Origin of the sequence: Bradyrhizobium sp. IC4060, from assembly GCF_020193715.1 — a bacterium.
Taxonomy (GTDB): domain Bacteria; phylum Pseudomonadota; class Alphaproteobacteria; order Rhizobiales; family Xanthobacteraceae; genus Bradyrhizobium; species Bradyrhizobium yuanmingense.
On record NZ_JADYVJ010000004.1, the window covers coordinates 385,011 to 404,688 of the forward strand.

The window sequence follows — 19,678 nt, forward strand, 5'->3', positions numbered from 1 at the left end:
CCGCTCCGCGTTCCACTGCCATCATTGTGAAAAGGAGACGTCTTTTATGGGATTCTTCACCAAGGACATCCAATCGATGGAAGACCTGCTGCTGCACGGGCTCCAAGACATCTATTACGCGGAACAGCAGATCCTGAAGGCGCTGCCGAAGATGATCGACAAGGCCACCAACAGGGATCTCGTCGCCGGGCTGAAGGCGCATCTGGAAGAGACCAACAAGCAGGTCGAGCGCCTCGACAAGGTCTTCGCCAAGCTCGGCAAGGAGCCGAGCGGCACGCATTGCCCGGCCATCGACGGCCTGATCAAGGAAGCCGACGAGACCGCCGGCGAGATCGAGGACAAGGCCGTGCTGGACGCCGCGATCGTCGCCAACGCACAGGCGGTGGAGCATTACGAGATGTGCCGGTACGGCACGCTGATCGCCTGGGCGGAAGAGCTCGGCCACGACGACATCGTGCGCTTCCTCACCACCAATCTGAACGAAGAGAAGGCCGCCAACACCAAGCTGAACACGGTGGCCCTGCGCAAAGGCGTCAACGCCAAGGCGTCCAGCGCTGCGTGATTGAAAGCGACTGATTGAGAGTGGCGGCGCCGGTAGTGCGGTGCCGCCACGGTGCTCGCCTGGATCAGATGAACGGCTTGCCGCCGGTGACGGGCAACGTCGCCCCCGACGTGTAGCTCGAAAGCGGATCGGCCAGCATGACATAGGCCGTCGCGAGCTCGGCCGGCTGGCCGGCGCGCTGCATGGGCACCTGCTTGCCGAAGTTCTTGACCCTTTCCTCCGACATGGTCGAGGGAATCAGCGGCGTCCAGATCGGCCCCGGGGCCACCGCATTGACCCGGATGCCCTTCTCGGCCAGCATCTGCGCAAGCCCGCCGGTGAAATTCTGGATCGCGCCCTTGGTCGTGGCGTAGGCCAGCAGGCTCGGATTCGGCATGTCGGAGTTCACCGAGGCCGTGTTGATGATCGCGGAGCCCGGCCGCATGTGGGGGACGGCGGCTTTGGCCAGATAGAACATGGCATGGATGTTGATCTCGAATGTCCGCCGCCATTCGTCGTCGCTGATATCCGCGATGTCCTTGAACGTAGCCTGATGGGCAGCGTTGTTGACGAGGATGTCGATGCCGCCGAGCTCCTCGACGGTGCGACGCACGATGGCGCGGCAATGTTCGGGATTGCTGATATCGCCCGGGATCAGGACGGCCTTGCGTCCCTCCCGTTCGACCAGCGCCTTGACCTCGGCCGCATCCTCCTCCTCGTTCAAATAGGAGATGACGATATCCGCGCCTTCCCGCGCATAGGCGATCGCCACCGCGCGGCCGATGCCGCTGTCGCCGCCCGTGATGATGGCCTTCTTTCCGGCAAGACGGCCGGAGCCCTTGTAACTCTCCTCGCCATGATCCGGGCGCGGCTGCATGGCCCGGGTCGAGCCCGGCATCGGCTGCTGCTGCGCAGGATAAGGCGGCTTTGGATAATTGGTCATGGACAACTCCCGGCGTTTGCTGCGCTAACGGAGCGCCGCCGGAAGTGTTCCTGGCGTTGATTCCGTCATCGCACAGCGTGGCTGCACCCCAGAGATCCGATTACGACGGCTTGCGGAACTCTCGGCTAGAAAAACTCCCAAGGATCGCTCACCATGGCGGCACCTTGGAGGGCCATGTTGCCGAGAGCATCTTGAAACTCGCAGGTGTTTTAAAGTGCGCTAAGATATCTCAAGCAATCGGACACGGGCTTGACACCTGTAGCCAAATCGAACGAGCGGATTTTCGGTCTCCTGAGCGCAGCCGGCGTGTTCTGCATCTGGTCCGGCTTTCTCGTCTTCTCGAGAGCCGGCATGCAATCCGGCCTGACACCCTTCGATTTGACCGCACTTCGGTTCCTGGTCACGGGCGCCCTGGTTCTTCCGTTCGCCAAGGCCTAGTGGCCGCGCCATCTGCCGCTGCACGCAATCCTGTCGATGTCAATTTGTGGTCCCGGCGCGCTATACAGCATTTCGATGTACTTCGGGTTGAAGGGGGCGTCGGCGGCATACGGAGGAGCGTTCGCCAACGGCTCGCTGCCGATCTGCGCGTGCCGTCCCGGCGGCAATTCATTGCAGTTCTCATTCTGCTCGTCGGCGCAGTGTTCGTTGCGCTTCCAGGCATGCGCGCCGGCGGCAACAGCGTGGCATCGGCCATCGGGTTCTTCCTCGCAGCGTGACGATGCCGCTTCCGTTCGGATTCGTCGCGTCTGTGCGCTCAGTGCTGCCGCTCGCTACCTACCTCGCAGACATTTCACGGGCGCCAGGCTGCGAGCATGTAGCGTATCGTCGAAACCTTCTGCAGGGCGGACCGCTAGATCAGATTGGTCATTCTCAGTAGAGCCTCGTACGGTATCCTTCTTCCATCGTCTTCTCGGCCTCTTCGACCGCGATGGCGACAGTCTGCTCGGCGATGATCCGGCCGAGCGTCGGGAAACTGTTGCGCTCGACCTGAGCAGCCGGATTCCAGAGCTTCGAGCGCATCAGCGCCTTGCCACAATGAAAATAGGTCTCCTCGACATGGATCTTCAGCCCGATGATTGGGACCACGTTCTGCACCGCGAGCGGCGTCAACAGCTCGGCATCCTGCGAGATCTCGGCGCGGCCATTGACGCGCAGGGTCTCGTTGATCCCCGGCACCAGGAAGATCAGGCCGATGCCAGGGGAACCGATGATATTGCCGAAGGTGTCGACGCGGTTGTTGCCACGCCGGTCCGGGATCAGCAGCGTCTTGTCGTCGAGCACGGCGACGAAGCCCGGCGCGTCGCCGCGCGGGCTTGCATCGGCATGACCGTTGCCATCGCTGGTGGCAAGGACGAGGAACGGGGAAAGCGCGATGAAGTCGCGACAGAACCTGTCGAGATGGCTGAGAACCTTCTTCTCGGCGAGCGGGCTGAGCTGCCCGAAATGCGCGCGCAGATCCTCTTGCGTCTTGACCGGCGGCTTGCCGCCTGCACCCTGGCTGCCCATTCGCGAACCTCCCTTTTTGCGGTGAGTTTCCTTCTTTCGGCTAATTGGCCTCGATGCCGCACCAGCTCGCGGTGAACAGCGCAAGCGCCTTGGTGACGCGCTTGACCGAGGCGAGATCGACGCGCTCGTTGAAGCCGTGCGCGCCTTCCATCGTGGCGCCGAAGCAAAACGCAGGCACGCCAAAATCGAGACCATAGAAGCGCGCATCGGTCAGTGCGGTTGACGAGAAGCTGGTCAGCTTGCGGCCGAACACATGCTCGTAGACCGGAGCGAGAACCGCCTCGCTTTCCTGAATCTCCGTCGCCTCGTAGCCCGGCGACAGGAAGCCGGACCAGACGATCTCCGGCGGATTGTTGGCGAGGAATGGATGCGAGCGCGCCGCCTTGGCTACGAAATCCACGATCTCGGCCTGGGCGTCGGCGACCTTCCAGCCGGGCAGCACACCAATGCGGCAATCGACATCGCACCAGGCGGGCACACTGGAGGCCCAGTCACCGCCCTTGATGATTCCAGGATTGAAGTTGAGCGGATGCTCGACCGATTTGAACGAGGGGTGCGTCTTCGCGCGCTCGTTCCATTCGGCCTCGAGACCTTCGAGCTTCTGGATCAGGTGGATTGCAGCCTTGATCGCATTTGAGCCGGTGCCGGCGCGTGCGACATGGACTGGTATCCCGCGCACTTTCAGGCGGAACCAGATCACGCCGACCTGGGCACGCATCAGCTTCTCGTCGGTCGGTTCGGGCAGGATGCAGACATCGGCACGATAGCCGCGCTGAAGTGTGGAGAGCGCGCCGAGTCCGGTGCTCTCCTCCTCGATCACCGATTGCAGGTGGATGCGGCCCTTGGGCCTGTAGCCCGCGGCCTTGATCGCATCGAGCGCGTAGAGCGCCGAGATTGTACCGGACTTCATGTCGCCGGCGCCGCGACCATAGAGCCAACCGTTCTCGACCACCGGCTGAAACGGTGGCCGCTCCCACATGTCGAGCGGACCTGCCGGCACGACGTCGCAATGGCCCTGAAGGATCAGTGAGCGGCCCTCTTCCCTGGCCGGCCGGCAGGTGCCGACGACGGAGCGGGCACGCGAGAAATCGGTCTCGACCGGACCATAGCCCGGCAGCGCCTTCAGATCGTCCTGGTTGATGACCCAGTCATCGACCTCGTAGCCGCGATCGCGCAACAGCTTTGCGAACATGTCCTGACAGGGCGCCTCCGCCGCGCGCGTGCTCGGGATTGCCGTGAACGCGATCGTGGTGTCGATCTGCTCGTCGAAGGCGGCATCCACAGCGGCCTCGATGCGCTCGCGCGCGCCGGCTGGAAGGGGACGGCTGTCGGTCATGAACTCATCCTCGCTGTCGGTAGTGCGCCGGTCACGCTGGCAAAGCCCGGCTGGTCGAAGAAATCGCGGCCCGGGATCGCATCGAGCAGCTCGCGTGTGTAGGCGGCTTGAGGGGCCGTGAAAACGTCCGCGGTCGCGCCCTCTTCAACGATGCGCCCCTTCTGGAGCACGATGACGCGGTCGGCGATCTCGGCGGCGATCCGCAGGTCGTGGGTGATGAAGATCATGGCGAGCTTCATCTCCTGACGGAGCTCGGCAAGCAGCGCCAGTACCTGAGCCTGGACGGAAACGTCGAGCGCCGACACGGCTTCGTCGGCGATGAGCACGCGCGGTTTGAGTGCCAGTGCGCGCGCAATACAGATGCGCTGGCGCTGGCCCCCAGAGAATTCGTGGGGGTAACGATCGGCGGCGATGGCGTTGAGGCCAACTCGCACCAGCAGCTTCCTCGCCTGCTCCATCGCTTCCGTGCGCGACGTGCCAAAGGCCATTGGTCCGCGCGCAATGGCATCGCCGACCTTCTGGCGCGGATCGAGGCTCGCAAACGGATCCTGGAACACGATCTGGAGCTGTTTTCGCGCCTGCCGGAGCGCCTCGCCGCGGAGCTGGCGCAGATCCTGGCCGTTGAAGCGGATGGCACCGCCATCCGGCTCGGTCAAACGCATGATCATGCGCCCGAGCGTCGACTTGCCGGACCCGGATTCGCCGACGACGGCGAGCGTCTCGCCCTCGTACAAGGTCAGCGAGATGCCGTCGGCCGCGACGACCTCGCGCGGCGGCTGCAACAGGCCGCGCTTGACCCGGAATGTCTTCTCAAGACCGATGACTTCGAGCAGCGGTGTGGGATGGACCGCGGTGTGGCGGATCTCGTCGAGCCGCGCCTTCGGCACGGCATCGATCAACTCGCGGGTGTAGTCAGCCTTAGGACTGCGCAGGACTTCCTCGACCGTCCCCTGCTCCACCACCTTGCCGTGACGAAGCACCACGACGCGGTCGGCGACATCGGCAACGACGCCAAAATCATGGGTGATCAACAGCACGCCCATGCCGCGGTCGCGTCGGAGATCGTCGATCAGGCGCAGGATCTGACGCTGGGTGGTGACGTCGAGCGCTGTGGTCGGCTCGTCAGCGACCAGGAGTGCCGGACGGTTGGCCATCGCCATCGCGATCATGACGCGCTGGCGCTGGCCGCCGGACAGCTCGAACGGATAGCTCTTCTCAAGCAGCTTTGGATTTGGCAGCCCGACCTGCGTCAGGAGCTGCTGCACGCGTTCGTGCACCTCAATTGCCGACGGCATCGGCTTCTGATGGGTGAGGATCATCTCCTCGATCTGCCTGCCAACCCGCTTGAGCGGGTTCAGCGAGGATAACGGCTCCTGAAAGATCATCGCGGCTTCGCCGCCGCGCAGGCGGCGCAGCGCCTGCCGGTCGAGCTTTGCCGGATCTTGTCCTGCGACAGTCACGGCGCCCGCGGCAATATTGACGCTCTTCGGCAGCAGCGACAGCACCGCATGGGCGATCATCGACTTGCCCGAGCCGGACTCGCCGACGAGACAGACGACCTCGTTGGGCTTGACCTCGAAGGAGACGTTCTCGACCGCGAACGGGCGATCGCCGCCTTCGGGCAGCGCGATCGAGAGCCCCTCGACCGACAGAACGGGTGCCTTGGCTTGCACGGCGTCGCTCATGACCGGCGCCTCGATACACGCGGATTGAGCACATCGGAGAGACCTTCGCCGAACAGGTTGATGGCAAGCACGGTGATGAGGATCGCGAGCCCCGGAAACACGCTCATCCACCAGGCATTACGGATGACGGTGCGGCCAGCTCCGATCATGAAACCCCAAGACATCAGATTGGGATCGCCGAGGCCCATGAAGGACAACGCGCTTTCGAGCAGGATGGCGGTGGCGACCGTCAGGGAGGTCACGACCAGGATCGGCGAGATCGCATTGGGCAGGATATGGCCGAGCACGATCTGCAAGGTGCCCTCGCCCTGGCACAGCGCGGCTTCGACGAACTCACGATTGCGCAGGCGCAGGAACTCGGCGCGGGTGAGGCGCGCCAGCGGCGGCCAGCTCACGGCGCCGATGGTCAGGATGATCGTCAGCAGCGACGGGTTGAAGGTCGCGACCAAGAGGATCGCGAGCACGAAAGCGGGGACGGTCTGGAACAGCTCGGTCACCCGCATCAGCACGAGATCGACCTTGCCGCCGAAATAGCCGGAAATTGCGCCGATCGTGACGCCGATCACCATAGCCGCCATGGCCGAGGCGATGCCGATGACGAGCGACACGCGGGCACCATAGGCAACGCCGGCCGCAACGTCGCGGCCGAGCGTGTCGCCGCCGAGCAGCAGGCCGTCCTCGCCGGGCGGCGTGAACGGCGCGCTGACCATTTCCCAGGGCGAGACCGGAAAGACGGTGGGCGCGATGAGCGCGATGACGACCACGACAAGCAGCACTACGAGGCCGACCATGCCGCTAGGATGACGCAGGAAGGCGCGAACCGCATCCATCACGCAGCTCCTGTCGTCATGCGGGGATCGATCAGCCTGTAGATCAGGTCGGTCAGCAGATTGAGCACGATGACCACGATCGACAGAATGAGAAAAATGCCGAGCAGCACGGGATAATCACGCTGGAGCAGCGCATCGAAGGTCAGCCGGCCGAGGCCCGGCCAGGCGAACACCGTCTCGATGACCACGGCGCCGCCGACCAGCGCGCCGGCCTGCATGCCGGCCACGGTGACGACGGGCACCAGCGCGTTGCGCAGCATGTGGCCGACCACAATGCTGGGCCCGGACAGGCCCTTGGCGCGCGCGGTCTTGATGAAGTCCTGCTGGGCGACCTCGATGATCGAGGATCGCATCAGCCGGGCATAGATCGCGAGATAGATCGCCGCCAGCGAGGTCACCGGCATGATCATGTGCTTGGCGATGTCGAGCGCATGCTCCAGCGGCGAGAGCTTGACGTTGATGGTCTCGTAACCGAACGGCGGCAGCCAGCCGAGTGTCACGGAGAAGACCAGCACCAGCATCAGCCCCAGCCAGAACACCGGCGTCGCATAAAGCACCAGCGACAGCACGGTGAAGACCGTATCGAGCACGCTGCCCGCCGCCAGCCCCGCGAGCGCGCCGAGGGTCGTGCCGATCAGCAGCGCGAGGCAGAAGGCCGTCACCGTCAACAGCAGCGTCGCCGGCAGCCTTTCCAGGATGAGATCGACCACCGCGCGGCGCTGGCGGTAGGAATAGCCGAGGTCGAGCCTGACGACGCGGCCGAGATAGCTTGCGAGCTGCACGGCGTAAGGCTTGTCGAGCCCATATTCCTTGCGCAAATCTTCCAGCAGCTTCGGATCGGACGCGCCGGATTGGCCGGCCATGACCTGGGCGGGATCGCCAGGGGCGGCCCGCACCAGCACGAAGTTGAAAGTGGCGATGACGAGGATGACGGCGACGAGCTGGGCAATCCGGCTCAGTGCCATCAGCCCGATCGTCGCCGCGCTGCCGAGACGGATCACGATTTGTAGACCGACCCGAAGGTTTCGTGCGAGCCGATGCCGGTCGACACGATGTTCTTGAACGCCTTGTCGTAGATGATGGGATATTCGAGCTCCAGCGTCCAGGCGACCGGCACGTCCTCGACCAGGATCTGCTGCACCTTGGAATAAAGCTCCAGTCGCTTGGCCTCGTCGAGCGTGACCGCGGCCTCGTCGAAAAGCCTGTCGACCTCAGGGTTGGAATAGCCTTCGGTATTCGAGAACAGGATGCCTTTCTTGATGTTCGACGACACGTAAGTGCGGGAGACGCCGAGCGCGGGATCGCCGAGCTGGTAGAGCAGGTTTTGGGTCATCTCATAGTCCCAGTTGCCGACCTTCTCGGCCCAGCCGGCCATGTCGGTGCCGACGAGGACGAGATCGATGCCGACGCGGGCAAAACTCTGGCGGAAGAACTCGCCGGCGCGCTGATAGGATTCGCCGTAAGGCGGCACGATGTATTTGATCTCTGCGCGCTTGCCGTTGGTGTCGGGCTTCAGCCCCATCTCGTCGAGCAGCGCCTTGGCCTTGTCGATCGAATAGTCGTAGCGCTTGACCTTGCCGTCGTAGAATTTCGTCTTGGACGAGATCGGGCCGGTCGCGACCTTGGCGCTGCCGAAATAGACCCGCTTGGCGAGCGCGTCGCGGTCGATCAGGTGCATCACCGCCTGCCGGAAGCGCTTGTCGTTCATCGGCGCGATACGGTTGTTCATCTCAAGCCACTGGTGCGGCGCGAAATACTCATAGCCCTTGGTGGTGACTTCGAGGTTCTTCTGCGCCTTGAAGCGCTGCACGTCGAAGAACTCGACGTCGGTCCATTGCGCGAGTTGCACCGTGCCGTTCTCCAGCGCCAGCGCGCGCGATGCCGAGTCCGGGATGATGCGGTAGATGATCTCATCCAGGTACGGCTGGTCCTTCAGATAGTATCCTTCATGGCGCACCAGATGGACATGCGAGCCGCGCACCCATTCCTTCAGCTTGAATGGGCCGGTGCCGATCGCCTTGTCATTCAGCGGGTTCTTGCGGTAGTCGGTGCCTTCATAGATGTGCTTTGGCACGATCGGCGCCGAGGTGCAGTCAAAGCAGCCGAGGAACGGCGCAAAGGGCTGCTTCAGCTTGAACACGACGGTGAGCGGATCGGGCGCCTCGGCCGAAGCGACGCGCGCAAAATTCTGCCGCGCGCGCGGATGCGTCTCGGTCAACACCTTCATGCAGCTGAACACGACGTCCTCGGACGTCATCGGCTTGCCGTCGTGGAAGGTGATGTTGGGAAACAGCTTGAACGTATAGGTCAGCCCGTCCGGCGAAATCTCCCAGGACTGCGCCATGCCCGGCATCGGCTTGAGGTCAGCGCCATATTTGAGAAGACTCTCGTAGATCTTGCCGCCGAGCGTCAGCGTCGGCTGCTGCTGGTTGAAGGCGGTGACCAGCAGCGGCGGCTCGGGCTGGATGATGGTGTTGAGTGTTCCACCGCGGGTCTGGCCGGCCGCTCGCGTGATGCCGAAGGGGATAGCGGCGCCGGCGGCCAGCATGGCCTGGGTGAATTCGCGTCTGTTCATCGAGCTCTCCGTGTCGCATATCGGCGTGAGAAGGACCTCGCCAGACGCCGTATTCGGCTTTGACGAATCTGGCCGGCGCGAGCATTGTTGCCAAACGCCCTGTCCCGCGCTACCTGATCGGGGACAAGAACCATCGCGATCGGGCCATATCTGGCCCGGAAGATGCATAAGAGCCTTGCAGAAAAGGACTTGGATCGGGAGTTCACGACACGTGAAAGTCGTAGCGCGGCGAGATGTGACTGGCGAATTGCGCACCTGCAGCAAACAGGAGGGCCCCGCAGCGGCCGCCAACTATGCCGGACAACTTCAGACGATCGCGCGGCCGGTCGCCGCGATGACCGCAACTTATCCGAACGAGAGCACCAGCACGCGGCACGCGCATCGGCGCGACCAGTTCATCCTGCAGATCACCGGCGTCACGGCGATGATGACCGAGCGCGGTCATTTCGTGGTTCCACCCGGCCATGGTTTATGGATTCCGGCTGGCGTTGTACATCAGTCGCGCGCCTGGGGTGAAGTCGAGGCCCAGACGATCTATGTCACGCCTGATCGCCGACGAGGAACGTCGGAGACGTGCCGCCTGATTCGTGCATCCTCGCTCGTCGAAGCCCTGATGGACGAGGCGGTGCGGATGCCGCAGACCTACGACCAGGACGGACGCGACGGCAAGCTTCTCGAACTCCTGCTCGCCGAGATCTCACACATGCCGGAGGTGACGCTTCACGTGCAGGTGCCACCGGACCCCCGCCTTGCGGCGATCTGTAAGGCAGTGCTTGGCGACCCCTCCTCGGACCTCACGCTCGACGACTGGGCAGACAAATGCAGCCTCAGCCGGCGAACGCTGACGAGGCTGTTCCGCCGCGAGACCGGTCAGAGCTTTTCAGTGTGGCGACAACGCGTGCGGCTCCTGGAAGCTTTGGCACGCCTGGGCGCAGGCGAACCCGTCACATGCGTAGCGCTGGACGTGGGCTATGACAGCCCGAGCGCATTCGCCGCCATGTTTAAGCGCGAGCTAGGCGCTGCACCGCGGCATTATCTTCGCTGGACAGATCAAGAAGTCGTGTTGCGCTAGTCGCTAGCGACGATGCCGGTTCGTCGAGATGAAAGCCGCGCCGAGACAGCCATTTTGTAGTAAAGGTGGTCGCGCCAGCGTGTGCGTTCGCCCGTAGCGGGGACCATCTTGCAGCAGAACCATGATGTGTCATCGCGTGCTGAAGCGTACAGGCGCCGTGATGGATCGCCTGGCGCCTGCCGGAGGTACCGGCGAGGCACGGTGCACCAGCGCGATCACCTCTCGTCGAGTTCAGCCGAGCCTGCCGAACGGGCGAGGCTTGCGGAGAGCACCTTGCCTCGAGGTCGTTCACTCCGTAGACGATGTCGTCCGATTGATCCATAGTATTGCAATCGAACGACTTGTGTTGCGCCTTCGCGTGCTTGCCGGGCGCGGCGTCGACTGCTGAAACAGCGTCCGGTGGTCCGGCGACATCGGGGGTAGAATGACGAGACTTTTCCGGCGAATGCGATGGTGTCGGAGCGGAAGTCGGTCGAGGAGGCTACGATGTTCGTCGGATTTGAGAAATAGCGGCGCGCGGCGGGCTGGAAGTACAGCAGTGATATCCGCCATGGTCCGACACGCAATTGTGCTGGCGGCGGCTTTTGCCGCTGCCTTAGCACCTGCCACATGCTTTGGCGAAAGCAGCAAGCCGTTGCCCGCCAAGGCGACGCAGGAATTGCCGGCCGAGCTGCTCGCGCTGCTCGAACAGAAGAAGATGCCGAAATATTCCCCTATCCTTGTGCGTCTTTTCAAGGACGAGGCAGAGCTCGAAGTCTGGAAGCAGGACACGGCCGGCCGTTTCCAATTGCTAAAGACCTATCCGATCTGCCGGTGGTCGGGCGATCTCGGGCCGAAATTGTACGAGGGCGACCGACAGGCTCCGGAAGGGTTTTATACAGTTACGCCTGAGTTGATGAACCCCAACTCCAATTTCTATCTCTCGATCAACCTCGGCTATCCGAACAGCTTCGACAGGGCAAACAAGCGAAACGGCAGCTTCCTCATGATCCACGGCGACTGCTGGTCGAGCGGTTGCTATGCCATGACGGACGAGCAGATCAGCGAGATTTATTCGCTGGCGCGTGACTCATTCCGCGGCGGCCGAACATCGTTCCAGGTCCAGGCCTATCCGTTCCGCCTGACACCGGTGAATCTGGCGCGCCATCGAAACAATCCCAACCTGCCCTTCTGGGAAATGCTCAAGGTCGGCAACGATCATTTCGAGACGACACAACTCGAACCCAAAGTGGATGTGTGTAACCGCCGCTATGTGTTCGATGCGCAACCTTCCCCAAAGTCGCCGCACCCTCTCGTGTTCAATCCGATCGAGAAATGCCCTCCCTTTGTCGTCAATCCGGAAATCGCGCGAAGGGCGCTGGAAAAACGGCGCGCCGACGAGCGCGCGTACGCGCAATTGCTTGAAGACAACGTGCCAGTTGCCCCGATCTACAGCGGATTCGACGGCGGAATGAACAAGGCTTTTCTCGCTCGGTACCCGGGCAGGGTGACGCTTGCGAAAGTGATGCCATATGCATCCTACCTGCCGCAATTGCCACCGATCCCGTGGACCGACAATGATGGTTCGTTGACGAGCAAATGGTTTGGTACCTGGTCCTCAAGATCGTCTGTGTGTGATACGGCGCGTGCCGGCTTCCCATCGCGCCAGTGCTGAACACCTGTTGCAACTCAACAGTCCAGAGTGTTGTCTCGCTCCCATTGGGTCAGATGGCGTGCGTAGTCGTTCCACTCCTCATGCTTCAGCTTGAGATAGGCGGGTACGAACTCCCCGAGGTGATCCCGCAGCACGCTTGAAATGTTCGAGCGCTCGCAAGGCATCGAGCAGATTCATCGGGAGCCGCTTGGCCGAGGTCACGGTGTGCCTGAAGGTCTCGCGGAACCTGCGGAGGCACGACCGATTGGCCGGGCGCATGAATTAGCAGCAATCGCTCTGTAGGTACGGCAATCGCTCTGGCGCAGCAGCAGACCCGATCCGCTAAATCATCGGCCGACATCCAAGCGGACGGAGAGAAACGATGATCTGGAAAAACATTGTCAGTCCTCGTGTGATCGCACCGGCTTCTGCGCGCTGGTCCGCAAAGTCTGTTTTTTTCTCGAAGGCGGCTGTGACCGTGTCCGACATCGCCAGCATTCTTCAGAACCTGTTTTTGGACCTACGCGATAGCTACCGGCCCGAGCTGCACTACATGCGTGGCCCTGGCCCGAAATGGCGGGCCAAGCATCAGCCTTGGCCAAAGTTCGCCGGACCAGAAGCGAACTGAGGTCCTGCGAACGGTACGCATCGGGGATGCTGCCGTCGGCAAGCTTTGTCGCAGAAACGGACAAGGCGGGGAGGATTCGGGAAAGACGCCCAAGTTGTCCTGCCCAAGAACTTTACCAACTCTAGATCACGAGGTCCCGTCCTGCCCAAGTTCCCCCGCGGCCTTGCCGGCTCCGCATCCATAGTCGCCGCCATGAAGACGGTTGCCGGTCTTCCGCCAAAGTCACGTGCAAGCTTTGCCAATGGCCGATGCGTTCGCGGCACCTATACCCCATCGGACCAGGCGAAGGAGATCACGAAATCCTGTAGCTTCACCAAGCCTTCGCGCCTCCTGGCGCGCTTCTCGGTGGCGGAAGGCCTAGACACCAACTACCTGTTATTGCGCGGATTCAGCTTCCGGCTTGGCAGCGATGGCGAGCGCTCGGATATTTTAACCCAGAGTGCCCCGGTTCATTTCGCGAGGACCCCCGACCAGATGCTGGCTTTCCTTCGAGCACGTACTCCAGGACCCGACGGCAAGCCGGATCTGGAAATGGTCGAGACATTTTCAGTTGCCAATCCCGAGACGCTGCATCAGGCGAGCTACATCGCCGCGCATCCGCCTGCCGCAAGCTTTGCCTCAACAACCTATTGGGGCGTGCACGCGTTTCCCGCGACGAATTCAAGAGGCGAGACAAGGTTCATCAAGTTCAAGGTCACGCCAGTCGGCGAACAGGCGGCGAGGCGCAGGGCCGCAGCCAACGCAAAACCCACCGAGCTGCTGCACGACCTCGAATCCCGGATCGCGGCTCGCGATATGAGGTTCAGTGTGATGGCGCTGCTGGACCGTCCGGGCGACCCGGTCATGGACGTGACCGTCCGATGGCCCGATGAGGACGGACGCGAAGCGGTACGGCTGGGAACGATCGTGATCACTCGTGTCGAAGAAAATGATGCCTGCGACGAACCCATGTTCAATCCGGCAACTCTGGCCGAAGGAATCGGTCATCCGTTGGACGAGATGTTTGCGGTGCGTCGCGCCGCTTACGCTATCTCGCAGGCAACGCGTCGCTGAGCGAAAAGGCTTCTGCCGGGGCTCCGATCACTTCTCGCTTTCCGATGCACCCTGCGCCTCGCGGCGCCACGTTCCCGGGCTGACGCCGACCACAGACGAAAACACCCTCGTGAAGTGGCTTTGATTGGCGAACCCGGCCGATATTGCAATTTCCGACAGCGACAGGTCGCGAACCGTCATCAGTTGCTTGGCCGCCTTCACACGCTGGCGCAGCAGCCACTGGTGCGGCGGCAGGCCGGTGGAGATGCGAAACGCGCGCGAAAAGTGGCTGATCGAAAGATCGAACTCGGCCGCGATTTCCTGCAACGAAAGCTTTCCGCCGAGATCGGACTCCAGCCTTTCGCAGACGCGCTTGACCTGCCACGGCGCAAGGCCGCCGCGATTCGGTTCAGAAGGACGTAGCCCGCCGTAGGCCTGGGCGACGTGTGCGGTGAGCGCGAGCATCATGTGATCGATGAAAAGCTGGTTCGTCTCGTCTGGTCGACGCAGCGCTTGTTGCAATGACGCGCCGATATGACGGACGACCGTGTCGTCATGGCCTACGCCGAGTTCACAGGCAAGCTGACCGACGCGCGGCATGCGGGGCTGCTCAGTGAGAGCGTCGAGCGCCGAGCGCGGCAAATAGAAAAACAGGGAGTGGAACGGCTTGTCGATCACGTAGCGCGGATCGCGCTTGAGGTCGTACAGATAGGTCGCTCCCGCGGGAACATCCGCTTTCATCACGCACTTGCCATTTTCCCAGAGTTCGCAGTCGGGATAATCGTGAAGTTTGAGGCTGACGACGAAAGCATCCTCCGCGGTAAAGGAACCGGAAAGACCCGGCACTGGATTGTCATCCCGGGTTTCGGTGACCGCGAGCTCCACCCCGCGCAGCGAACTCGTTATCAGCGAGGGCGGCGCATCCTTCAGGTGCAAAAACCGCCCGAGCTTCCGGCCGAAGGCGCTCGCCTGGGTCATAGGATAACTCTCTCAGCGAAGTTGGACTGACAAGCGCCCGCACGTGATTTCGTGAACCATTATCTGACGCTAGCGCACGGTCGTCCAGTTTCGTCGTGGCAGTTTCGTGACACAAAGCTCGATGTCTGCTCGAGAACGTCAGCGATTTTGTCCATTCGCTGCCGCTTACGACGGCTCCCGGCGTCGATTGCCTATTTCGACAGCAGTTAACCGCCACCGTCCGCCGCGCTGATTGCGACTTTAATCGCGGCGCGGGCGCCTAGCATCAGCTTACAGCAGGATCAGGCAAAGCACGGGAGTTTTGAGAAAGACGCTGGGCCTGTACCCGCTTAGAACGCGCGCCGAACGCTCAACGATGCTCCTCGAAGCTAGGACAGGTTTATGAGCCAGCCAATCTTGCGCGATCATTCGCACCAACAAAACCAGTCAGACGCTTCCGGCGCGCAGCAGCGTTATTTGCAGGTTGCCGACCGCCGTCCTGCCGATGTTGAGATGGCACGCGTGCTTCACACCAAACCACTCAGCATGGCTTTGGACCCCTCTGGGAGCGCGATCGCTCACTGGAAACATGAGCCATTGCACGACGTCGTCGAGCCTATGAGCCATCACGTCATCATGGCTTACAACGGCTCGATGCAGCGCATGGAGCGTCGGACAGGCAGATCGGTTGCGATCGGAACGTTTCGGCCCGGTGTATTGATAATCATTCCGGAAGGATCAAGCTCACGATGGGATATTCCGAAACCTGTTGATGTCGTTCAGCTCTATCTTCCTCACGCAGTGCTCAAGCGCGTCGCTGACGAAGCCAACACCGCCACACCGATCGACCTCGTGGAGCGAACGGCGCATCACGACCCCATTACGTCCCGATTGATCTTGAGCGCGACGGATGTCCTGGAGAGCAATGAGGCGCTGGATACGCTGTTCAGGCACCAATTAATAGACCTTCTGGCCACGCGTCTTCTGGCTGCGCACACCGGCTCGCCAACGACGATCCAGCCAACAATGGGCGGGCTTTCGCCGAAGGTCCTGCTCCGTGCCACCGACCGCTTGCGCTCGGACAGCGATTCGGACGTCTCGCTCGCGGCGCTGGCTTCGGATGCCGGTCTATCGCGCTTTCATTTCTGCCGTGCCTTCAAGGAAAGCACCGGGCTTTCGCCTCATGCCTGGCTGCGCCAGTACCGGCTCGAGCAGGCCATGAGCATGCTGCGCGATAGCGATGAATCCGTCGTCTCGATCGCGGCGGCCCTCGGCTACTCCTCCCAGACCGCCTTCGCCGCGGCATTCAAGAAACTGACCGGCGAAACGCCAAGCGACTGGAGACGTCACAAGCGTTGACGGCATTCGTTCTACCGTAACAAGCTTTTCCCGCACTTATGGCCGACCACGTCCATGGCTTTCCCCCAGGGCATCACTGCGGTTCTAGCGGTGAGTGGGAAATCGGCGGTGTTTGGAGCGGCGCGTTCTCGCACGATGACACTCATCGACCGGTCTCGACCTCGCGATGGGTATTCCCGGGTTCTTGAAACGTGATGTTGTAATCCGCAGATAACAGTCGAGCGCGTTGTCCGGCACGGCATCCCTGCGATCTCTTGGACCGCGATCCAGCCGGTCATTGACGCGTTGTCGCCGATGGCAATGCCGCCGCACCGGCGAACACTTGCGCGGACATCGATACCGATGTCTCACTCGCGAGGCGGGCCTGTCGAGCTTCCACTTCTGCCGAGCCTTCAAGGAAAGCACCGGGATCTCGCCGCCCGTTCGGCTGCGCCACAGTACCGCTCGATCACCATGAACATGCTGCAAGTCGCCGACGCATGGTTTTTTGTCGATGGCGGCGGAGCTCGGCTACGCGGTCTCGTACGCCCTCGCCGTGGCGTTCAGCGATCGCCTGGGCGAAAGCCCTAGCGCAACGCCGCGTGCGTTAGCAGCAATTGCTCTGCAGGTACAGCAATCGCTCTGGCGCAGTCGCATCTTCGGTCCGCTAGATCATGAGGGTGCCCCACGCCCCAGCAGACGGAGACAACATGCTCAGGAAGAACTTGGTCGACCGGCTTGCAATCACTTCACGCCGAAAAGGCTTCGTGACCGCACTCGTGTACGGACTTTCTTTGGGAGTTCGCTTCACTTCAGCAGCGGGGGAGGAGGTGGAAATTCCAGCGCAGGCGGTGCAACGCGCCAGTCCCGTGATTTCCATCATGTCCAAAGTAGGCGCCCAGCTCCCCTACCAGAACTGGGGCCCGAGCCCAGCTTTGCCCGTGACCCTTAACCGTGGCTGGGCATCCCCTTTCGGAGGCTGCCGCGCGGCTTGTGAAAATCCCACGCCGATGTCTTCGGCACCGAACTGCCTACCATAGGGCCCGCCGGTCTTCGGTCCGCCTGTTCGCGTCGACGTCGATCGGAGGATGCTTGCCACCAAAGAGAAGCGGCGGGCACTACCGAGAAAACCAAACCAAGGAGTAGATCACATGCGACTTGTTATCATAGGAGCCGGCTTCGCTGGCATGTACGCCGCACTTTCCGCAGCCCGCCTGCGCGATATCCAGGGCGTTTCGCCCGAGGAGCTCGAGATCGCGCTGGTCGCGCCAGAGCCAACGCTGGTAGTGCGGCCGCGGCTGTACGAACCGAAGCCCGAGACCCTGACGGCGCCGCTGCTGGAGGTGCTCAAGGCCGTCGATGTTACTTACGTGCAAGGCAGCGCCGAAACCATCGACGCCAAATCCCGCACGGTGGGCATCGTCGCCACCAAGGGTGCGAAGAAGACCCTTTCCTACGACCGGCTGGTGGTGGCGACCGGCAGCCGGCTATTCCGTCCGAACATTCCGGGCCTTAGCGAGCACGGATTTAGCGTCGACTCGCTCGATGATGCAGTCGCCCTCGACAAGCATTTGCGCGGCCTGGCGAAACGGCCGGCGGCGAACGGGCGTGACACGGTTGTCGTTGCCGGCGGCGGTTTCACCGGCATCGAGGCGGCCACCGAGATGCCCTCGCGACTGCGCGGAATCCTCGGCAAGGACGCCAAGACGCGCGTCATCATCGTCGACCGCAACAAGGCGATCGCACCTGATATGGGCGAAGGCCCCCGCCCTGTCATCGAGGAGGCCCTGCGCAAGCTCGGCGTGGAGACCCGGCTTGGCGCCGGCATTACATCGCTGGACGAATCCGGCGTCACGCTTTCCGACGGCGAACACATCGAGGCCGAGACCGTGATCTGGGCGGCAGGTATTCGCGCGGCACCGTTGACCCAGCAGATCCCGGCCGAGCGCGACAATTTCGGCCGCCTACTGGTCGACCGGGATTTGCGCGTGCCATCAGTGCCAGGTGTCTTCGCTACCGGCGATGCCGCCAGGGCCGCAAGCGACGATATCGGCAATTACGCGCTGATGTCGTGTCAGCACGCCACGCGAATGGGCGCTTTTGCCGGCAACAACGCCGCCGCCGAACTGCTGGGCGTTCCGACCAAGCCCTATCACCAGAAGGGCTATGTCACCTGCCTCGACCTCGGCGAAGCCGGTGCGCTGTTCACCGTTGGCTGGGAACGCAAAGTGGCGATGGTCGGCGAGGTCGCCAAGAAGACCAAGCAGGAGATCAACACCGTCTGGATCTATCCGCCGCAGCCCGAGCGTGCCGCCGCGCTGGCCGCTGCCGATCCGGAGCGTGTGACTGACGTGAGTGGCTTCTTCTAGAAGCTTCACGCGAAATGGGCCGCACTTCTCGCTGGCTGCGCGGCCAGCTCAACCGAGACCAGCCAGTGGCCTTGAACATGAAACAGGAGATCGAACATGGACGTAGACACGAGCCTTGCCAACACCTCACACCGCAGTGGACCGGGGTCCAACGAATTGGTTCCGTCGCGCTACGCGGTGCAGGTCGGCGACATTGACGTGCTGGTCGTCAGCGACGGCGTGCTACCGCTCCCAACCGCAATGTTGGCACACAACATCGACCCGGCCGTCCGGGCGACCTGGCTGAAAGACATGTTCCTGCCGCCCGACGCCTACGATTGGGCGCTGAATGTGGTCGTGGTGCGTAGCGGCGACCGGACCATACTCGTCGATGCTGGGCTTGGGCTCGACCCGGACTTGCACTTGCCGCGCGCCGGGCAATTGATCAAGCGACTGGAGGCCGCCGGCATCGATCTTGCGTCCGTGACCGACGTGGTGCTGACCCACATGCACATGGACCACATCGGTGGGCTGCTCGTCGAAGGGGTCAAGGAACGGCTACGTCCGGACCTGCGGATCCACGTGGCGGCCGCCGAGGTCAAGTTCTGGGAGGCGCCCGATTTCTCCCACGTCGCCATGCCGCCGGGTTTCCCGGACGCGCTTCGATCGACCGCCAAGCGGTTCGTGAAAGAGTACCGCAGCCAGCTACGGCCGTTCGAGGAGCAGTACGAGGTGGCACCGGGAGTGATCGTCACTCGCACCGGCGGCCACACCCCCGGGCACAGCGTGGTCCGCGTGGCGTCCGGCGGCGACCGGCTGACGTTCGCCGGCGACCTCGTGTTCGCGGTCGGGTTCGAGCACCCCGACTGGTACAACGGCTTCGAACACGATCCCGAGGAGTCGGCCCGCGTTCGTATCAATCTGTTGCGGGAACTGGCTGAGACCGGTGGACTGCTGGTGGCCACTCACCTGCCGTTCCCGTCCGTCGGACATGTGGCAGTCGACGGCGACGCCTTTCGCTGGGTGTCCGTCTTCTGGGACTACTGATCGCACAGTTCGATCGAGAGGCGCATCGTAAGCACCTCATTCGATAAGGGCCGCGTTACCGGCGCCGGAGCGCGGCCCGCTCACTCAAAATCCTCTTGGAGCTCGACCTCGATGAAACACGAGACCGTGCGCGCCTCGCAGGTCAACGGCTGCGCCTTCTGCATGCACATGTATATCAAGGAAGCCACCCGCCACGGTGAGTGCCCG

General features: G+C 62.6%; 17 protein-coding genes and 2 pseudogenes. 10 read left to right on the forward strand and 9 right to left on the reverse strand.

All coding sequences use genetic code 11. The annotated features are described in order from the left end of the window. Positions 1-46 precede the first annotated feature (46 nt). A complete protein-coding gene (locus I6F16_RS17840; RefSeq protein WP_109142919.1) occupies positions 47-562 on the forward strand; it encodes a ferritin-like domain-containing protein in 516 nt (171 codons plus the stop codon). 64 nt (positions 563-626) lie between these two features. Here I6F16_RS17840 and I6F16_RS17845 read toward each other — a convergent pair whose 3' ends face one another. Further along, a complete protein-coding gene (locus tag I6F16_RS17845; RefSeq protein ID WP_225114625.1) occupies positions 627-1,484 on the reverse strand; it encodes an SDR family oxidoreductase in 858 nt (285 codons plus the stop codon). A gap of 249 nt (positions 1,485-1,733) precedes the next feature. Here I6F16_RS17845 and I6F16_RS17850 point away from each other — a divergent pair, with 249 nt between their 5' ends. Beyond that, positions 1,734-1,922, forward strand: a complete 189-nt coding sequence (locus I6F16_RS17850) for a hypothetical protein (RefSeq protein ID WP_225114624.1) — start codon at positions 1,734-1,736, stop codon at positions 1,920-1,922. Positions 1,923-2,354: 432 nt separating this feature from the next. Here I6F16_RS17850 and I6F16_RS17855 read toward each other — a convergent pair whose 3' ends face one another. From I6F16_RS17855 to I6F16_RS17880, 6 genes are read right to left on the reverse strand one after another with little or no spacing between them, the layout of a single operon-like run. Beyond that, positions 2,355-2,990 carry a pyridoxamine 5'-phosphate oxidase family protein gene (locus tag I6F16_RS17855; RefSeq protein WP_225114623.1) on the reverse strand — a complete coding sequence of 212 codons (636 nt, stop codon included), beginning with the start codon at positions 2,988-2,990 and terminating at the stop codon, positions 2,355-2,357. A 40-nt stretch (positions 2,991-3,030) separates the two neighbouring features. Continuing rightward, positions 3,031-4,326 (reverse strand): ArgE/DapE family deacylase, encoded by a 1,296-nt coding sequence (locus I6F16_RS17860; protein WP_036008078.1) that lies wholly within the window; start codon positions 4,324-4,326, stop codon positions 3,031-3,033. Then, positions 4,323-6,011, reverse strand: coding sequence for an ABC transporter ATP-binding protein (locus I6F16_RS17865; RefSeq protein WP_225114622.1), 1,689 nt, complete (start codon positions 6,009-6,011; stop codon positions 4,323-4,325). Before I6F16_RS17865 ends, I6F16_RS17860 begins: the two co-directional genes overlap by 4 nt. Then, positions 6,008-6,841, reverse strand: a complete 834-nt coding sequence (locus I6F16_RS17870) for an ABC transporter permease (RefSeq protein ID WP_225114621.1) — start codon at positions 6,839-6,841, stop codon at positions 6,008-6,010. The genes I6F16_RS17865 and I6F16_RS17870 overlap by 4 nt, the downstream gene beginning before the upstream one ends. Further along, the gene (locus tag I6F16_RS17875; RefSeq protein ID WP_225114620.1) at positions 6,841-7,842 is read right to left on the reverse strand and encodes an ABC transporter permease; all 1,002 of its coding nucleotides are present in this window, start codon (positions 7,840-7,842) and stop codon (positions 6,841-6,843) included. Before I6F16_RS17875 ends, I6F16_RS17870 begins: the two co-directional genes overlap by 1 nt. Continuing rightward, positions 7,839-9,416: an ABC transporter substrate-binding protein gene (locus I6F16_RS17880; RefSeq protein WP_036029296.1), complete on the reverse strand. Its 1,578-nt coding sequence runs from the start codon at positions 9,414-9,416 to the stop codon at positions 7,839-7,841. The genes I6F16_RS17875 and I6F16_RS17880 overlap by 4 nt, the downstream gene beginning before the upstream one ends. A 211-nt stretch (positions 9,417-9,627) precedes the next feature. On the opposite strand from I6F16_RS17880, the gene I6F16_RS17885 reads away from it, so the two are divergent. The 3 genes and pseudogenes from I6F16_RS17885 to I6F16_RS17895 all read left to right on the forward strand — a co-directional run bounded on the left by I6F16_RS17885 (position 9,628) and on the right by I6F16_RS17895 (position 12,142). After that, a complete protein-coding gene (locus tag I6F16_RS17885; RefSeq protein ID WP_057026658.1) occupies positions 9,628-10,488 on the forward strand; it encodes a helix-turn-helix transcriptional regulator in 861 nt (286 codons plus the stop codon). Between the two features lie 426 nt (positions 10,489-10,914). Continuing rightward, positions 10,915-10,998, forward strand: a pseudogene (locus I6F16_RS17890) (nitroreductase); the annotation flags it as partial. A 40-nt stretch (positions 10,999-11,038) separates the two neighbouring features. Beyond that, on the forward strand, positions 11,039-12,142 hold the full coding sequence (locus I6F16_RS17895; protein ID WP_249785526.1) for a murein L,D-transpeptidase family protein: 1,104 nt from the start codon (positions 11,039-11,041) through the stop codon (positions 12,140-12,142). Between the two features lie 14 nt (positions 12,143-12,156). Here I6F16_RS17895 and I6F16_RS17900 read toward each other — a convergent pair. Beyond that, positions 12,157-12,349: pseudogene (locus tag I6F16_RS17900) on the reverse strand (type III glutamate--ammonia ligase); the annotation flags it as partial. Positions 12,350-12,503: 154 nt separating this feature from the next. Here I6F16_RS17900 and I6F16_RS17905 point away from each other — a divergent pair. Together I6F16_RS17905 and I6F16_RS17910 are read left to right on the forward strand one after the other, a co-directional pair. Then, positions 12,504-12,749, forward strand: a complete 246-nt coding sequence (locus I6F16_RS17905) for a hypothetical protein (RefSeq protein WP_109142908.1) — start codon at positions 12,504-12,506, stop codon at positions 12,747-12,749. A gap of 192 nt (positions 12,750-12,941) precedes the next feature. Continuing rightward, positions 12,942-13,802, forward strand: coding sequence for a catalase (locus I6F16_RS17910; protein WP_225114619.1), 861 nt, complete (start codon positions 12,942-12,944; stop codon positions 13,800-13,802). A 27-nt stretch (positions 13,803-13,829) separates the two neighbouring features. Here the strand turns inward: I6F16_RS17910 and I6F16_RS17915 are convergent, their stop codons facing one another. Then, complete coding sequence (locus tag I6F16_RS17915) at positions 13,830-14,759, reverse strand: AraC family transcriptional regulator (RefSeq protein WP_225114618.1); 930 nt, start codon at positions 14,757-14,759, stop codon at positions 13,830-13,832. Positions 14,760-15,251: 492 nt separating this feature from the next. Between I6F16_RS17915 and I6F16_RS17920 the strand changes: the two genes are divergently transcribed. The 3 genes from I6F16_RS17920 (at position 15,252) to I6F16_RS17930 (ending at position 19,471) form a co-directional block, all read left to right on the forward strand. Further along, positions 15,252-16,097 (forward strand): AraC family transcriptional regulator, encoded by an 846-nt coding sequence (locus tag I6F16_RS17920; protein ID WP_225114641.1) that lies wholly within the window; start codon positions 15,252-15,254, stop codon positions 16,095-16,097. Positions 16,098-17,227: 1,130 nt separating this feature from the next. Beyond that, positions 17,228-18,445 carry an NAD(P)/FAD-dependent oxidoreductase gene (locus I6F16_RS17925; protein WP_225114617.1) on the forward strand — a complete coding sequence of 406 codons (1,218 nt, stop codon included), beginning with the start codon at positions 17,228-17,230 and terminating at the stop codon, positions 18,443-18,445. 96 nt (positions 18,446-18,541) lie between these two features. After that, positions 18,542-19,471, forward strand: coding sequence for an MBL fold metallo-hydrolase (locus I6F16_RS17930; protein WP_225114616.1), 930 nt, complete (start codon positions 18,542-18,544; stop codon positions 19,469-19,471). Positions 19,472-19,678 lie beyond the last annotated feature (207 nt).

Bases quoted from the DNA above. Each gene is read 5' to 3' on its own strand.
- I6F16_RS17910 (WP_225114619.1), top strand. From the start codon at position 12,942: ATGAAGACGGTTGCCGGTCTTCCGCCAAAGTCACGTGCAAGCTTTGCC.
- I6F16_RS17915 (WP_225114618.1), bottom strand. From the start codon at position 14,759: ATGACCCAGGCGAGCGCCTTCGGCCGGAAGCTCGGGCGGTTTTTGCAC.
- I6F16_RS17845 (WP_225114625.1), bottom strand. From the start codon at position 1,484: ATGACCAATTATCCAAAGCCGCCTTATCCTGCGCAGCAGCAGCCGATG.
- I6F16_RS17880 (WP_036029296.1), bottom strand. From the start codon at position 9,416: ATGAACAGACGCGAATTCACCCAGGCCATGCTGGCCGCCGGCGCCGCT.
- I6F16_RS17895 (WP_249785526.1), top strand. From the start codon at position 11,039: ATGGTCCGACACGCAATTGTGCTGGCGGCGGCTTTTGCCGCTGCCTTA.
- I6F16_RS17840 (WP_109142919.1), top strand. From the start codon at position 47: ATGGGATTCTTCACCAAGGACATCCAATCGATGGAAGACCTGCTGCTG.
- I6F16_RS17865 (WP_225114622.1), bottom strand. From the start codon at position 6,011: ATGAGCGACGCCGTGCAAGCCAAGGCACCCGTTCTGTCGGTCGAGGGG.
- I6F16_RS17905 (WP_109142908.1), top strand. From the start codon at position 12,504: ATGATCTGGAAAAACATTGTCAGTCCTCGTGTGATCGCACCGGCTTCT.
- I6F16_RS17925 (WP_225114617.1), top strand. From the start codon at position 17,228: ATGCGACTTGTTATCATAGGAGCCGGCTTCGCTGGCATGTACGCCGCA.
- I6F16_RS17860 (WP_036008078.1), bottom strand. From the start codon at position 4,326: ATGACCGACAGCCGTCCCCTTCCAGCCGGCGCGCGCGAGCGCATCGAG.
- I6F16_RS17870 (WP_225114621.1), bottom strand. From the start codon at position 6,841: ATGGATGCGGTTCGCGCCTTCCTGCGTCATCCTAGCGGCATGGTCGGC.
- I6F16_RS17930 (WP_225114616.1), top strand. From the start codon at position 18,542: ATGGACGTAGACACGAGCCTTGCCAACACCTCACACCGCAGTGGACCG.
- I6F16_RS17920 (WP_225114641.1), top strand. From the start codon at position 15,252: ATGGCACGCGTGCTTCACACCAAACCACTCAGCATGGCTTTGGACCCC.
- I6F16_RS17855 (WP_225114623.1), bottom strand. From the start codon at position 2,990: ATGGGCAGCCAGGGTGCAGGCGGCAAGCCGCCGGTCAAGACGCAAGAG.